The sequence below is a fragment of the Paludibacterium paludis genome (assembly GCF_018802605.1).
Classification (GTDB): Bacteria; Pseudomonadota; Gammaproteobacteria; order Burkholderiales; family Chromobacteriaceae; genus Paludibacterium; species Paludibacterium paludis.
In genome coordinates this window covers 4,023,187-4,037,839 of sequence record NZ_CP069161.1, presented here as the reverse complement: position 1 = coordinate 4,037,839, position 14,653 = coordinate 4,023,187, and the positions used below count along the sequence as shown (strand labels likewise).

The window sequence follows — 14,653 nt, the reverse complement described above, 5'->3', positions numbered from 1 at the left end:
GGGCGGTCGGCCCCCTTGCGTTTACAGGCCGCCGTAGGAATGCAGGCCGCTGAGGAACATGTTCACGCCGAGGAAGGCGAAGGTCGTGACGGCAAGCCCGATGACGGCCCACCAGGCGAGCGGCTTGCCGCGCATGCCCTTGACGAGCCGCATGTGCAGCCACGTGGCGTAGTTGAGCCAGACGATCAGCGCCCAGGTCTCTTTCGGGTCCCACGACCAGTAGCCGCCCCAGGCGTCCGCCGCCCACATCGCGCCGAGGATGGTGGCGATGGTGAAGAACAGGAAGCCGACGGCGATCGCCTTGTACATCACCTCGTCCAGCACGTCGGCCGGAGGCAGCCGGTCCTTGAGCACGCCATGGCTCACGAGCAACTGCGCCACACCGAGCATGGCCGCCAGGGAAAACGCCCCGTAGCCGACGAAGTTGGCCGGAACGTGGATTTTCATCCACCACGACTGCAGCGCCGGAATCAGCGGCTGGATCTCGTGCGCCTGGCGGTCGAAGGTGTACCACAGGATGAAGCCCACCGAGGCGCTGATCACCAGCAGCACGAAAGCGCCCATCTGGCGCGCGGCGAAGCGCGCTTCGTAGTACAGGTACATCAGCGCGGTGATCAGCGTGAACAGCACGAAGACTTCGTAGAGGTTGGACACCGGGACGTGGCCGACGTCGGGGCCGATCAGATAGCTTTCGTACCAGCGCGTGAACAGGCCGGCAAAGCCCATCGTCGCGGCGCTCCAGGTCAGCCAGGAGCCCATGCGGCAGAGCATGCCGGAGCGGGACAGCACGCCGGCCCAGTAGGCGCCGGTGGCGAGGAAGAACAGCGTGCACATCCACATCACGGAGGATTGGCTCGACAGGATGTATTTGAGCCAGAACGCCTGCTGGCCGCGGGTCAGGTCGCCCTGATAGGCCGTGACGGCCAGAAGCGCGATGGCGCCGGCCGCCGGGAAGAACACCCGCCAGGCTTTCCAGAACCAGCCGAGGGCGACGAGACCGGCCGCCGATCCGGCGAGAATGGCGTGCTCGTAGATGTCCATGTATTGGCCAAGGCGCGTTTCGGCGATCACCGCCGCCAGAACGATCAGCAAGGCATACAGTCCGTCGGCGAGTGTCAGTTGCCGAACCCAGGAGCGCGGGGTGTCAATCTGTGCAAGTTCCATTACTTTCCTCGTACCGTCGTTTCAATGATGGCCGACCAGCGGGCGAACACACCGTCCAGGTCGCGGCTGTGGCGGTTGGCGCTCATCGCCAGCCGTGTCCGGCCCGGCTCCAGCAGCACCCACAGTCTGAGTTCGCGGATGTAGAACATCAGAATGATGCCCAGCACCATCATCAGCGAACCCAGGTACACCAGATTCTTGCCCGGAGAGCGGGTCAATTGCAGACCGGAGGCCTGAACCTGATCGAATCCGGTCATCTGCAGATAAACCGGGGAGCCGTAGTCCTTCAGCGCGCTGTAGGCGACCAGGCTGTCGAGCAAGAAGCGGTAATGCTGCGCGTCGTTCTTCAGCGGTTCGGCGCCGGCCTTGCGGTCCGCCACCGCCATGACGTCGATGATGGCGCCCTGGAGAATCTTGATATAGGTCTGGGCCACCGCCTGGCGCTTGTCCGCCGGCACTTTTTCTTCGAGGAAGTTTTCGAGGCCGGCGAAGCCGCCCCTGGCGAAGACGGTCAGCACCCATTTTACGCTGTCCGCGAACTCTTTTTTCATGTCGGGACTGATCGCCTTGCCTTCGAGCGCCTTGGCGGCGCTGCGCGCGGCGACTTCGTCGTACATGGCCGGATCCGCCAGCGCGCCGCGCAGGCGCATGAAGGTATCGATGGAGGCCGCGTCGTCCAGCGGAATCCGCAGGTACTGGAACGGTTCGGCGACCTTGGCCCGCATCCCCGAGATCTGGTACATCGCGCCATCCTGGGTGATCGGGGCCATATACTGCAGGTATTCCCGCGCCTGGCCCTGCGCATCCCTGAGCTTGAAGGTGATCGACGGGCCGACGTTCTTCAACTGCTTTTCGTGGCGCACTTCGCGCGCGTCCTTCAGGCGCTGGCCGAGCGAGCGTTCCCCGCCTTGGGTTTTGCCCATGTCCTCGATATTGTAGACACGCAAATCGCCGAATTCGAGCGCGTAGCGCTTACCATTCACCGTCAACGGTTGGGTGGCCGTCGACACGCCGTTGACCTCGACCGGCGGCGTCGCCGGCGCATCGAGATTCCAGGCCGTGAGTTTCAGGGGCGAGCCACCGTCGCCGAAACTGGCCTGGTAGATGGCGATGCCGTCGACAACCAGCGGATGATTGACCGAAATGCGGGCATCGCGGGTTTTGCCGGTGGCCTTGTCGGTGACGACCACGTCGCTGATGAAGGATTTGGGCATGCCGTTGCTGTAATAGGCAACATCGAATTTCTTGAGTGTCACGATGAACGGCAACTCTTGCACCAGGTAGCCTTGTCCCGCATTGAGGAACACCACGTCGGCGCTGCGCCCTTCGACAATCTTGGCGTTGCCGCGGAACGACAGGTTGGCGGTCGACAGCCGGCTGTGCGCGGGGATGCGGCTTTGCGGAATGTCGTCGCGGGTTTCCGGAACAACGCGGCCCGCCAGCTCGGCGAGTTTCAACGGCAGGTTGCCGTCGAGGAGGCCGCCGATACAGATCACCACCAGCGCGATGTGCGCGAAAAAATACCCCAGACGGTTGGCCGAACCCTTCTTGGCGGCAATGAGGGTCGTGCCGTCCTCGCGCTCGCGCACCTTGAAGCGGAAGCCTTCGGCCTGCAGGCGGGCGGTGACCGCGGCGCGGTCCGCCGCGCCGTCGACGAGCGCGGTGTGGCGCATCGCGGCGAGCGACCTGGCCGAGGCCTTGTCGCGGAAGGAGCGGATATCCTTGATGAAGCCCGGGCCGTTGCGCGCGATGCACAAGGTGGTGGACAGCATCAAAAAGGCCAGGATCGTCAGGAACCAGGCCGAATGGTAGACATCATAGATGCCAAGAACATCAAAAACCTGGAACCAATACTGGCCGAATTCGAAGGCGTAATTGGGATAGGCTTCGCCCTGCTTGATCCAGGTGCCGACGATCGAGGCGATGGCCAGCACCGTCAGAAGGCCGATGGCGAAACGCATCGAACTGAGCAGCTCGTAGAGCGCTCGCGGAAAGGACGACGTGGTGCGGCTCGAATGTTTCATAAGTCCGGTTTCGAACAAAAAAGGGAAGCCTCACGGCTTCCCTTTTGAGTGAGGCATGACACAAAAGTTTCGATTAACGCAGGCCGGAAATATATTCCGATACCGCCTTCATTTCGGCATCGCTCAAACGGCTGGCGATGTCGTACATGGTCGCGTTCTTGCGGTCGGCGTTGGCCTTGAAGTCGGTCAGCTGCTTGGCCACATAGCCCGCGTGCTGGCTGCCCAGGCGCGGATACTGGTCGGGCAGGCCGGCGCCGCTCGGGCCGTGGCAGGCCATACAGGCCGGAACATGGGTCGCTGCGTTGCCGGTGCGGTAGATTTTCTTGCCCAGTTCCATCTGGGTCTTGTCCGCTGCCTGACGGGGCTTGGCCGGTTGCGCGCTGAACCAGGCGGCGACGTTCTGCATGTCGTTCTCCGACAGGGTCGACGCCATGCCGAGCATGGTCGGATTCTTGCGCACGCCGCCCTTGAACGCCTTGAGCTGGGTGACAAGATAGGCTTGGCTCTGGCCTGCCAGTACCGGGTTGGCTGCGGCGACGCTGTTGCCGTCAGCTCCATGGCACGCCGCGCAAACCGTTTCGGCGATCTGCTTGCCTTTGATCGGATCCCCCTTGCCGGCCGGGGCTTGGGCAAGTGCGTTGCCAGACAGGGCTGCCGCTGCCATTGCCAACAGCATCGTTCGTTTCATGGTCGCTCCTAAGACACGGATTTCGCAAAAATCGCAAAAAGTGGCAATCTCAAACCTGCTATTCTATACGAAATGCATTCAGCCTTACTACTATGACGATTTTTCAGAACGCACGTTTTTTCACAACAGTGAATCATATGAAGGATCTTCCCCCCACCCGGGCGGAAGTCGCCTTCGTCGGCCGCTCCAATGCCGGCAAGTCCAGCGCGATCAATACGCTGGCCAACCGCACGCGGCTCGCCTTCGTTTCCAAGACACCGGGACGCACCCAGCATATCAACTTTTTCGACCTCGGCGATGAGCGCTATATGGTCGATTTGCCGGGCTACGGCTATGCCGAAGTGCCGGAAGCGGTGCGCCGCCACTGGGTCGCCCTGCTGGGCCGCTATCTGCAGACCCGCGACAGCCTGATCGGGCTGATCCTGATCATGGATATCCGTCATCCGCTCAAGGATCTGGATATCCAGATGCTCGATTTCTTCCGGGATACCGGACGTCCCGTGCACATCCTGTTGTCGAAGGCGGACAAACTGTCGCGCCAGGAGCAGCAAAAAACCCTCGCGGCGGTGAAGCGGGCTCTCGCCGAGTATCCGGGGGTGACACTGCAATTGTTCTCCAGCCTCAAGAAAAGCGGTGTCGAGGAAGTCGAATCCGTCGTGGAAGGATGGTTTTCCGAGATGGACGGTGGCGATGGCGCGCCGGATGACGGAACTTTGCCGGACTCCCCGTGACTAACCGTCTGGTGCTTGCGCACCCCCGCTTGCCTCCCTGAGCGGGAGCCTTTAGCTGACACTATAGGCATCGTTTGCCCGGCGACCTGGTCGCCGGGTTTTTTTGTGCCTTTGAAAAATGAAAAGGGCGGGGCCGTTGCCGGTACCCCGCCCTGTCCTGTGGCGTCGTCAGTCGTCTTGCGTCAGTTGTTCATCACGATGGTTTCCACGTTCAGCGTTTCCGCCGCCGTGCGAACAGCGGCATCGGAACTGAAGGGGCCGAGCCGGACCCGGTACACCCCCTGCTGGTTCACGATGCCAAGCTTGTCGTCATAGCCCTTGTCCAGCTCGTCGACCAGCTTCTTGAGCATGGCCTCCGCGTTCGCCAGGCTGTTGAAGGCGCCCAATTGCAGATACTTGGGGCTTTCATCCTGGCGCAGTCCCGCGTCGTTGCGCGCCGTCAGGGTCGTTTCGCCCTCGGTCGGCCATACCCGTTCCACCAGCACGCTTGCGCTGCCCTGGCCAACGAAGGACAGGCGGTGAGCGGCCGCGTAGGACAGGTCGAGCAGGCGTCCACGATGGAACGGTCCCCGGTCGTTGATGCGCACGACCACCGATTTGCCGTTGTCCAGATTGGTCACCCGGGCATAGCTCGGGATCGGCAGGGTGGGGTGCGCCGCCGTCATGGCGAACATGTCGTAGCGTTCGCCCGACGTGGTGCGGCGGCCATGAAACTGGCGACCGTACCAGGATGCCTTGCCCCGGGCCCGGTACGGAGCCGGACTGGTATCGGGGCGAAAGCTCATGCCCATCGCGGTGTAGGGCAGGTTGGCCGCGCGAATCAGCGGCTCGTCTTGAGGAACCGCATTGGGCACCAGATCCAGATTCACGGGGATGTGGCTTGCCGGGCCATCGTTCTGGAAATAGGCGCCGCCGCGGGCGGTGGTTTTCTTTGTCGGTTTTGCCGACGGTTGACTGGTGGCGCTTGCGGTCTTGACGGTGGAACAGGCCACGAGCACTAGACTGACGATTAACAGCCACAGCCATCGGAATACAGGCTTCATAAACCTCCCTTATGCTGTTGGGCCAACATGTGAACGCTTCAGATTCCTCCCTCGAAATCGATTTGCCGCCACGCCTCATAAACGGTAACGGCCACAGCATTCGACAAGTTCATGCTGCGCGATTGGGGCTGCATCGGCAGCCGGATCCGGCGATCGGCGGAAAACCCTGCCAGCACGTCTTGCGGCAGGCCACGCGATTCCGGTCCGAACAGGAATACATCCCCGGGTCGGAATTGGGTCTGGTCATGGCGCGTCGCGCCCTTGGTGGTGGCGGCGAAAATGCGCCGCCCCTGGAGTGTTGCCTGGCAGGCCTCCCAGTTCTCGTGCACGACGAGACGGGCATACTCGTGATAGTCGAGTCCGGCACGGCGCAGTTTGGCGTCGTCCAGCGGAAACCCCATCGGTTTGACCAGATGCAGTTCACAGCCGGTGTTGGCACATAAACGAATCACATTGCCTGTGTTAGGCGGTATCTCCGGCTGAAATAGAACTACTGTGAACATCGTTGGCAGCAGGATTGTTCCAAAGAATCAAAAAGTTGGTCAAGTAACTGACGAAAATGACCGGGCAAGGACCCAGGCTTCGACCCGTTTTGCCCCCCGTTTTTTGAGCTCGGAGGCCAGGGTTTCGAGGGTGGATCCGGTGGTCGACACGTCGTCGACAATGGCGATTTCGAGCCCGTCGCACCTATGTTCTACGCCAAAAGCATTCTCGAGATTGCGGGTCCGCTGGAGCTGTCCGAGCCGGGCCTGCGGCAAAGTGTTGCGTTTTCGCCAACACCATGTTGGCGATCCGGACGATTTTCCGGAACCGAGAAGCGCTTCGCGCAGCAACTCGCTCTGATTGAATCCGCGTTCGGCAAGTCGTTCATTTGACAGCGGAACAGCGATGACAACATCAAAGCAGGGCGGGATTGTACCCAATTTCCTGCGCATTGCGAAACCCAGCGCTCCGGCCAGCTCCATGCGCTTCTGGTACTTGAAGGCCTGAATTATTTGCGCTAGGGGGTAGCAATATTCATATGAAGCGTGTATGGCGTCCAGCGCGTGTTCATTCGTCGCGCAGGCCCGGCAGGGCTGGTTTTGCGGGGAGGGCGACGCGCATCCCGGGCAACGGGGTCCGGTGAGCTCCGGCAGCATCGTCAGACAGGGGGCGCAGAGGCCGTGGCGGGTTCCTGTTGCACGGCATACCACACAAATTTGATTAAATATTGTGCAGTTGTCAATTTTATATTTCAACAAATTTGACAGCATGGCGCCTCTCCCGCACTATTGTCCGACAGTTTCGCGTTATACGACCTCAACTTTAGCCACTTTCGCGGCCCGCTGTCCGCGGAGCCGGTACGGGATATGCCCATGCACGCCACTTCCATTGCCTTTTCCAAACCTGCCACGCCCCATCCTTCCGGATCCGCCTGGAGTGTCGCGGACATCGAGGCGCTTCTCGGCCTGCCGTTCATGGAACTGGTTTTCCGCGCCGCGGAAATTCACCGCCAGTTTTTCGATCCGACCCGGGTGCAACTGTCCACGCTGCTGTCGATCAAGACCGGCGGCTGTCCGGAGGACTGCGGCTACTGCCCGCAGTCGGCCCATCACGACACGCCCGTGGAGGACACGCCGATGCTGACCGTCGACGAGGTGCTGGAGGCGGCGCGCGCCGCGCGCGCCAATGGCGCCAGCCGGTTCTGCATGGGCGCCGCCTGGCGCGGCCCGAAGGACGCCGACCTGGAAAAAACCCTGGAGATGGTGCGCGAGGTGAAGGCGCTGGGACTCGAGACCTGTGCGACCTTCGGTCTGCTCAAAGAGGGTCAGGCGGAAAAGCTCGCCGATGCCGGTCTCGACTATTACAACCATAATCTGGATACCGCGCCGGATAATTACGCCAACATCATCCAGACGCGCGAGTACGAAGACCGGCTGGACACCCTGGGCAAGGTGCGCGGCGCGGGCCTTTCCGTCTGCTGTGGCGGCATCGTCGGCATGAACGAAACCCGCCGCGATCGCGCCGGCCTGATCGCGCAGCTGGCGAACCTCACGCCGCCTCCGGAATCGGTGCCGATCAACAATCTGGTCAAGGTCGGCGGCACGCCGCTCGAAGGCGCCGAGCCGATCGACTGGACCGAGTTCGTGCGGACCATCGCCGTGGCCCGCATCACCATGCCGCAAAGCTATGTGCGCCTGTCCGCCGGACGCCGGGAAATGCCGGAGGCCATGCAGGCCCTGTGTTTTCTCGCCGGAGCCAACTCCATCTTCTATGGAGACAAGCTGCTGACGACCGACAACCCGGACGCCATCGCCGATCGCGAGCTGCTGGCCAAGCTCGATCTTTCCCCGGCCTGAACGGCAGAACGCCGTGAAACCGGATGAAATCGATGCCGCCCTCGCGGCGCTGGCCGGCCGGGGGCTTTTCCGGCAGCGGCAGACCTTGGAGTCCGCGCAGGGCGCGAATGTCGTTGTCGGCGGCCGGTCGCGTATCGCCTTTGCCAGCAACGATTACCTCGGTCTTGCCAATCACCCCGCGCTGATCGCGGCCGTGACCCGGGCCGTGCGGCATTACGGCGTGGGCGGCGGCGCGTCCCACCTCGTCGCCGGCCATTTCGCGCCGCACGAGGAAGCCGAAACCGCGCTCGCCGGTTTTGTCGGGCGGGAGGCGAGCGTGCTGTTCTCCTCGGGCTACCTTGCCAATCTCGCGGTGATCACCGCGCTCGCCGGGCGTGGCGACGCGGTGTTCGGCGACAAGCTCAACCATGCGTCGCTCAATGATGCCTGCCAGCTGTCGCGCGCGACCTTCCGCCGTTTTCGCCACAATGACCTGGATCATCTGGCGCACCTGCTGTCGACAACCGAAGCGGCCGGCCGGCTGATCGCGGTGGACGCCGTGTACAGCATGGATGGCGACGAGGCGCCGCTTGCCGGTCTTCTTGAGCTGGCGGAACGTTTCGATGCCTGGCTCTATGTGGACGATGCCCACGGTTTCGGCGTGCTTGGGGACGGGCGCGGCAGTTTGGCGGAGGCCTCGCTCGCGTCGCCGCGACTGATCGGTATGGCGACGCTCGGCAAGGCCGCCGGCGTGTCCGGCGCGTTTGTCGCGGCCGATCGCAGGGTTTGCCAATGGCTTGTCAATCGGGCGCGCTCTTATATCTATACCACGGCGTCTCCTCCCGCCTTGTCCGCCGCCGTGCTGGCGAGTCTTGAGGTTATGCGGGGAGAGCCATGGCGCCGCGGGCATGTCCTGGCGCTCGCGTCCAGGATGCAACGCGAGCTGGGCGCGGCCGGGGTGGCGGTCCTGCCTTCGCGCACGCCGGTTCAGGCGGTGGTGCTTGGCGATGCCAGGCGCGCGCTCGATGTCGCCGCCGCCCTGTTCGACGAGGGGTTCCAGGTGCCGGCCATCCGTCCTCCCACCGTTCCGGAGGGAACGGCACGCCTCAGGGTGTCGCTGAGCGCGGCCCATTCGGAACAGGATGTCGACCGGCTGATCGGTCGCCTGGCGGTTCTGGCGTCGCCGTGAAGGGGGTCGTCATCGCGCACAACCACGGCGAACCGGGAGCGAGTGGCTACCATGAAGGCATGACGACGCGCCCGAACCGCCATATGATCCTGGCGACTATTTCGCCCGTCCCGCGTCGGCGTTGGCCATTGACCGGCGGGGCCGTGCGTACTTGCGAAACGGATGCCTTGCCCCAATCTGACTGCCCATGAATCTATTTGTTGAGACGCGCGGCCGTGGCTCCGATGTGGTGCTCCTGCATGGCTGGGGGTTGCACGGCGGAGTATTCGGACGTATTGCCGATGCGCTGGAGTCCCGGTTCTGCCTGCATGCGGTGGATTTGCCAGGGCACGGGGCATCGCCGCCTCTCGACCCTTTTGACGCTCCGGCGATCGCCGATGCGCTGGCCGGGCTGTTTCCGTTTCCCGTGCAGGTCGTCGGCTGGTCGCTCGGCGGCTATCTCGCCCAGCACTGGGCCGCGCGTCATCCCCATCAAGTGAAAAGCCTCGCGCTGGTGTCGACCAGTCCCTGTTTCACACGCCGCGGCGATTGGCCGCATGCTCAGGAGGCGCGTCATCTGAACGCTGTCGCCGACAGCCTTGACGATGACTTCGATCTCACGCTCGAGCGTTTTCTGGCTTTGCAGATGTTGGGCGCGCCCGAGGCCCGGGAAACGTTGCGAGCGGTCAGGGATCTGCTGTTCGCCCATGGTCGGCCGGCGGGACTCAAAAGCGCGCTCGCGCTGCTGCTCGATGGCGATGGGCGGTCGCTCGCGCCGGATATCCTCTGCCCGGTCGGACTTTTTCACGGCGCGCGCGATGCCATCACGCCGATCGGCGCGGCGCACTGGTTGCGCGACAATCTGACCTTCGCCACTTTGCACGAATTCCCCAGGGCATCGCATGCCCCGTTCCTGTCTCACGAGAGCGAGTTCGTGACGCGGCTCGCCCACCATCTGGAAAGCAACGCATGACCGAAGTCTTTTATACCGACAAATCCCGGGTACGCGCCTCGTTCGACAAGGCGGCGCAACACTATGACGAGGCGGCGGTGCTGCAGCGGGAGGTGGCGGTGCGCATGGGGGAACGGCTTGACTATATCAAGGTGGCGCCCCGGCTGATTCTCGATGCCGGCAGCGGTACCGGCGAAAGCGCCGCCGCCTTGCGGCGCCGTTATCCGGAGGCACGCGTGGTCGAACTGGATCTGGCGCACGGCATGTTGTCGGTTTCCCGCGAGAAAGTCCGGCGTGGCGCGGGCCTTCTGGGGCGCTGGTTCGGCAAGGATCCGTGGATGACGTGCGGCGATCTGGAGGCGTTGCCGCTGGCCGACAATAGCGTCGACATGATTTGGTCCAATCTTGCCATCCAGTGGGTGAACATTCCGGATCGCGTGTTCGCGGAATTCCGCCGCGTGCTCAAGCCGCAAGGGATGCTGATGTTTTCCACGCTGGGACCCGATACCCTGACCGAATTGCGCCAGGCTTTCGCCGCTGTCGACTCCGCCTCCCACGTCAATCGCTTCATCGATATGCATGATCTGGGCGATGCCTTGCTCAAGGGCGGGTTCGCCGAGCCGGTGATGGACATGGAGAAGATCGTCATGACCTATCCGGATGCAAAAGCGGTAATGCGAGATCTGAAAAGTATAGGGGCGCATAATGCAATGGCGGGGCGTCCGCGCGGTCTGACCGGCAAACGTGCCTGGCAGACTGCGGTTGATGCTTATGAAGTATTTCGCAAAGATGGGAAACTTCCAGCGACCTATGAGGTCGTGTATGGGCATGCCTGGAAATCCGAATCCTCGCGCAAGGGCGCCGTCTTGCCGGATGGCCGCCAAGTCATCGAATTCATCAAGAAACCGAACTGAACCGAATAGTCATGTTTTCCGTTAAACGTTTCGCCCCGGTGCTGGCCTTGCTGCTGTGCGCCTGTGGCACCCAGTCTCCCATTGTCCAGCCTTCCCAACCGAAAATCCTCCCCAAACCCCGTATCGCCCTGGCGCTAGGCGGCGGCGCGGCCAAGGGATTCGCCCATGTCGGGGTGATCAAGGTGCTCGAGGCCAACGGCATCAGCGCCGACATCGTGACCGGTACGAGCGCCGGAAGCGTGGTTGGCAGCCTGTATGCCGCCGGTTATACCCCCGCCCAGTTGCAGTCCAAGGCCGCCGCACTGGACGAGAGCAATCTGACCGACTTCACGCTGTCCACCCGGGGGTTCATCAAGGGGGAGAAGCTGCAGGGATTCATTAATAAGGAAGTGGGCAACCGGCCCATCGAAAAACTTGCCAAACCGTTCGGCGCGGTTGCCACCGAGCTGGATACCGGACGGCGCGTGGTGTTTCGCCTTGGCAACACCGGGCAGGCCGTGCGCGCTTCGGCGAGCATTCCCAACATCTTCCTGCCGGTGGACATTGGCGGCAAACGTTACGTTGACGGCGGACTCGTCAGTCCGGTTCCTGTCAGCGCGGCGCGGGAGATGGGGGCGGACTTCGTGATCGCCGTGGACATCTCGGCGCGACCGGGCAAAGGCAAGGCGACCGGTTTTCTGTCCATCCTCGACCAGAGCCTGAATATCATGAGTGTCGCCGGCCTGGCTCAGGAGCTGCGGGCGGCCGATGTGATCATTCAGCCGAGGGTGCAGAACATCGGCTCGGCGGCGTTCGAGGCGCGCAACCAAGCGATCGCGGCGGGCGAAGCCGCCGCGCGGCAGGCGCTGCCGCAGATTCGCAAGCTGTTGCAGGACAAGGCGAGAGTCATGGCCGGCGCCTGACGGCTTGTGCGGGCGGGCCTTCTCGCCCATGCCTGACGCGAAACCCCGTTCGCAAAGGACCGGCCCGCATGATCTCCCTGTTCGGCGGTTCACCGCGCTACCGCAACACAAGCCGGATACGCCCTCCCCATGCTGACCTATCCCCTTATTGTTTGGCCACCGCGCCGGCCAGCAGACGCTCGCCTGTGGCATCGGTGGCGGCAAACAGCAGGGAGTCGACGTTATCGCCCTTGAACCGTGTCAATGTGGCCAGGCCCGTGAGGCCGACGGCTCGGGTTTCGCCCCGTTTGCCCGAGAAGCAGGTGGTGCTGGAGTCGTACGGAGTGGCCTCCAGCGTCAGCGAGAAGAGCCGTTTCTGGTTCTTGCCCAGATCGAACAGGGTTCCCGTGACCGCGCAGCCATTCACATGACCCGAGAGGATACCGTGCCCGTCGACCGTTAGCGCCAGGGGGGACTGATGGTCATAACCTCCGTAGCCGGGCAGGGTGCGGGCGAGGTCGCTGTAGTTGCCCATCAGGGCTTTCACCGGCAGAGGACGATCGTAATCCGGGTTGTAGTCGAACGCGTATTCTTCGACCGGTGTGTCATTGGACGATCCTGGTACCACCAGACGCGCCGTCAGGAACTGCCCGCTGGTTATGTTGCCCTCCAGCGCCAGCCGGGTGGCCGAGAATGGGCTTTTGACATCGTTGGCTGAAAAGGTCCGGATCTGGCTGGTCAGGAATCCGGCGATGCTTGGCATGTAACGGTGCGTGCCGACGTCAATGGCAAAGTGGAACGGTTGGTGGCCGCTTGCCTGAACCGGGCCGACAAGGGCGAAGGCCCGCTTGCGGTTCTTGGTTGTGCCCAGCCAGATCCCTTCCGGGTTTTGTTTCTCGGTGATCGGGGTGCCGGCGCGGGTCGTAGTCTGCTGGGTGTTCGAGGAACTGCCGTTGTTTCCTCCGCTACCGCATCCGGTGAGCAGAAAGGCTGACGCGGTCAATGTGGCTATCGCAATTTTCATAGATTCCATCTCTATTGATAACGTTCAAGAAAAACAGGGACGTAGAGAATGGATTCGAAGCGGTTGGGGCGGTTCGGTTCCCGCTGGACGCGGCCATGATAAAGAATCGGAAATAACCGACAGCCAGGAGAGACGACTTTCCGTTGGGTAGGGAGGCAAGGGGGCGCCGCAAGGGGCGATGAGGGTAAAAAGGAACCGGTTTCCCGCTGGTGATCCTGTTGTTCATCAAGCCGCAGGGCGGCTCTCTCCTCTATCTCTTCTTCGTTTTCAGGTTTGACTTGGCGCAGTGCTCGCTGGCGGGAAACCGGTTGAGCTGCTGGTTGAATATTGCCTGAAAGGTGTTCAGACAGTGTCAGTGTGCCCAAACCGCCGGACAAGGTAAAGCATTAACTCTAATCCGGCGGTTTTGTTGCGCCGCACGATGTAGCGGCCGCGTTACACCTCGTTTCAATGACCGCCCGGCATTCCTTTTTCGACCTGCACCTGCACGTCGACTTTCCCCGCCTTCTCGAAACGCAGTGTCATCGGAAAACGTTCGCCGACCTTGAGTTCACCGGAGAGGCCGATCAGCATCACATGCAAGCCGCCAGGCGCGAAAGCCATTTTGCCGCCAGCGGGAACCGCAACACCGCCTTCGATCTTGCGCATGTGCATCACGCCTTGCTCGACCGTGTTGCTGTGCAGTTCGGCCGCCTTGGCGCGAGGGGTCTCGGCCGAGAGCAGGCGATCCCCGTCGGCGCCCTGATTGTCCAGACCGAAGTAGACAGCGGAAGTCGGACTCGACGCCGGCATCGCGCGGGCCCAGGGGTGAGCGATATGAATCTTGCCGATCTGGTATTCATGCGCGGATGCGCCAAGCGATAGGACACACAGGCAAAGGGCGGACAGGCAATGTTTCATCTGGGCTCCATCTAATGTCATATTGGCAATAGATCACATTAACATAGGCGTGTAGGGCGGACCCTGTGACAAAGTGCCGCAGCCGCGACGTGTTCTGTCGACGTTGCGACGGCGCTTTATGCGCCAACGACGCCGCATGTCGTCAGATCGTGTCATCTATATTAGAATTCCCTTGATTACACGTGTGGACTGTCTTCATGTTCAAGACCCTGTCGCTGCAATTCCTGTTCGGCGGCCTGATAAGCCTGGTGACGATCACCAATCCCTTGTCCAAAATTCCCCTGTTCGTCACGCTGACTCGGCACATGAGTGAAGAGCGCCGCGCGAATCACGCGAAGTGGGCCTGCCTGTATGCGGGAATGATCATGCTGGTGTGCCTGCTGGCCGGGAATGTGATCCTGTCGGTATTCGGCATCTCCTACGGCGCGTTGCGCATCGCCGGCGGGTTTGTCGTGGCGGTGCTCGGTTATCGCATGCTGTTCCTGACCCAGGATCCTGGCATGGCGCCGCGCCCGGACAGCCAGCGCGACGATTACGCGTTTTTCCCCATCGCGATGCCTGGCATCAGCGGCCCGGGAACGATCGCCGTGGTGATCGGCATTTCCACCGAAATCGCCGAACTGTCGTCCTTCGCCGCCAAATCACTGGCCTTCGCCATGACGTTTGCCGCCATTTGCGGCACCAGCCTCGGCATGTGGCTGGTGTTACGCTCATCGGTGATGATTTCCGAGCGCCTCGGCCATGCCGGACGCGAGGTGATGACCCGCCTGATGGGTTTTTTGCTGATCTGCGTGGGCGTGCAGTTCGTCGGCTCCGGCGTGCGCACCTTCATGTCCGGCTCGTAAG

At 62.3% G+C, this 14,653-nt stretch carries 15 protein-coding genes; 7 read left to right on the top strand and 8 right to left on the bottom strand.

The features are described from left to right. Positions 1–21: 21 nt before the first annotated feature. From ccsB to JNO50_RS18695, 3 genes are all read right to left on the bottom strand, one after another. On the bottom strand, positions 22–1,164 hold the full coding sequence (ccsB, locus tag JNO50_RS18705; protein ID WP_189531837.1) for a c-type cytochrome biogenesis protein CcsB: 1,143 nt from the start codon (positions 1,162–1,164) through the stop codon (positions 22–24). Next, the gene (locus tag JNO50_RS18700; protein ID WP_189531838.1) at positions 1,164–3,188 is read right to left on the bottom strand and encodes a cytochrome c biogenesis protein ResB; all 2,025 of its coding nucleotides are present in this window, start codon (positions 3,186–3,188) and stop codon (positions 1,164–1,166) included. Before JNO50_RS18700 ends, ccsB begins: the two co-directional genes overlap by 1 nt. 73 nt (positions 3,189–3,261) lie before the next feature. Continuing rightward, positions 3,262–3,876, bottom strand: a complete 615-nt coding sequence (locus JNO50_RS18695; RefSeq protein WP_189531840.1) for a c-type cytochrome — start codon at positions 3,874–3,876, stop codon at positions 3,262–3,264. Between the two features lie 92 nt (positions 3,877–3,968). Between JNO50_RS18695 and yihA the strand changes: the two genes are divergently transcribed. Then, complete coding sequence (gene yihA / locus JNO50_RS18690) at positions 3,969–4,607, top strand: ribosome biogenesis GTP-binding protein YihA/YsxC (protein WP_189531842.1); 639 nt, start codon at positions 3,969–3,971, stop codon at positions 4,605–4,607. Between the two features lie 182 nt (positions 4,608–4,789). Here the strand turns inward: yihA and JNO50_RS18685 are convergent, their stop codons facing one another. Genes JNO50_RS18685 through JNO50_RS18675 form a run of 3 tightly spaced genes read right to left on the bottom strand, consistent with a single transcriptional unit; the run spans position 4,790 to position 6,903 of the window. Then, entirely contained in the window at positions 4,790–5,650 is an 861-nt protein-coding gene (locus JNO50_RS18685) for a septal ring lytic transglycosylase RlpA family protein (RefSeq protein WP_189531844.1), read from the bottom strand. Between the two features lie 38 nt (positions 5,651–5,688). Next, positions 5,689–6,153, bottom strand: coding sequence for a tRNA (uridine(34)/cytosine(34)/5-carboxymethylaminomethyluridine(34)-2'-O)-methyltransferase TrmL (gene trmL / locus JNO50_RS18680; RefSeq protein WP_189531846.1), 465 nt, complete (start codon positions 6,151–6,153; stop codon positions 5,689–5,691). A 39-nt stretch (positions 6,154–6,192) separates the two neighbouring features. After that, positions 6,193–6,903, bottom strand: coding sequence for a ComFC family protein (locus JNO50_RS18675; protein ID WP_189531847.1), 711 nt, complete (start codon positions 6,901–6,903; stop codon positions 6,193–6,195). A 102-nt stretch (positions 6,904–7,005) separates the two neighbouring features. On the opposite strand from JNO50_RS18675, the gene bioB reads away from it, so the two are divergent. The 5 genes from bioB to JNO50_RS18650 all read left to right on the top strand — a co-directional run bounded on the left by bioB (position 7,006) and on the right by JNO50_RS18650 (position 11,904). Further along, positions 7,006–7,989, top strand: a complete 984-nt coding sequence (bioB, locus tag JNO50_RS18670) for a biotin synthase BioB (RefSeq protein WP_189531849.1) — start codon at positions 7,006–7,008, stop codon at positions 7,987–7,989. 13 nt (positions 7,990–8,002) lie between these two features. Further along, complete coding sequence (bioF, locus tag JNO50_RS18665) at positions 8,003–9,157, top strand: 8-amino-7-oxononanoate synthase (protein WP_189531851.1); 1,155 nt, start codon at positions 8,003–8,005, stop codon at positions 9,155–9,157. A 187-nt stretch (positions 9,158–9,344) separates the two neighbouring features. Next, a complete protein-coding gene (bioH, locus tag JNO50_RS18660) occupies positions 9,345–10,109 on the top strand; it encodes a pimeloyl-ACP methyl ester esterase BioH (RefSeq protein ID WP_189531853.1) in 765 nt (254 codons plus the stop codon). Next, positions 10,106–11,002 carry a malonyl-ACP O-methyltransferase BioC gene (gene bioC / locus JNO50_RS18655; RefSeq protein ID WP_189531855.1) on the top strand — a complete coding sequence of 299 codons (897 nt, stop codon included), beginning with the start codon at positions 10,106–10,108 and terminating at the stop codon, positions 11,000–11,002. Before bioH ends, bioC begins: the two co-directional genes overlap by 4 nt. An 11-nt stretch (positions 11,003–11,013) precedes the next feature. Further along, the gene (locus JNO50_RS18650; RefSeq protein ID WP_189531857.1) at positions 11,014–11,904 is read left to right on the top strand and encodes a patatin-like phospholipase family protein; all 891 of its coding nucleotides are present in this window, start codon (positions 11,014–11,016) and stop codon (positions 11,902–11,904) included. Between the two features lie 145 nt (positions 11,905–12,049). On the opposite strand, the gene JNO50_RS18645 is transcribed toward JNO50_RS18650, so the two are convergent. Both JNO50_RS18645 and JNO50_RS18640 read right to left on the bottom strand, forming a co-directional pair. After that, on the bottom strand, positions 12,050–12,907 hold the full coding sequence (locus JNO50_RS18645; protein WP_189531859.1) for a hypothetical protein: 858 nt from the start codon (positions 12,905–12,907) through the stop codon (positions 12,050–12,052). A gap of 447 nt (positions 12,908–13,354) precedes the next feature. Next, the gene (locus JNO50_RS18640) at positions 13,355–13,807 is read right to left on the bottom strand and encodes a copper chaperone PCu(A)C (RefSeq protein WP_189531862.1); all 453 of its coding nucleotides are present in this window, start codon (positions 13,805–13,807) and stop codon (positions 13,355–13,357) included. A gap of 197 nt (positions 13,808–14,004) precedes the next feature. Here JNO50_RS18640 and JNO50_RS18635 point away from each other — a divergent pair, with 197 nt between their 5' ends. Further along, positions 14,005–14,652: a MarC family NAAT transporter gene (locus JNO50_RS18635; RefSeq protein ID WP_189531864.1), complete on the top strand. Its 648-nt coding sequence runs from the start codon at positions 14,005–14,007 to the stop codon at positions 14,650–14,652. The last annotated feature ends 1 nt before the right edge of the window (position 14,653 follow it).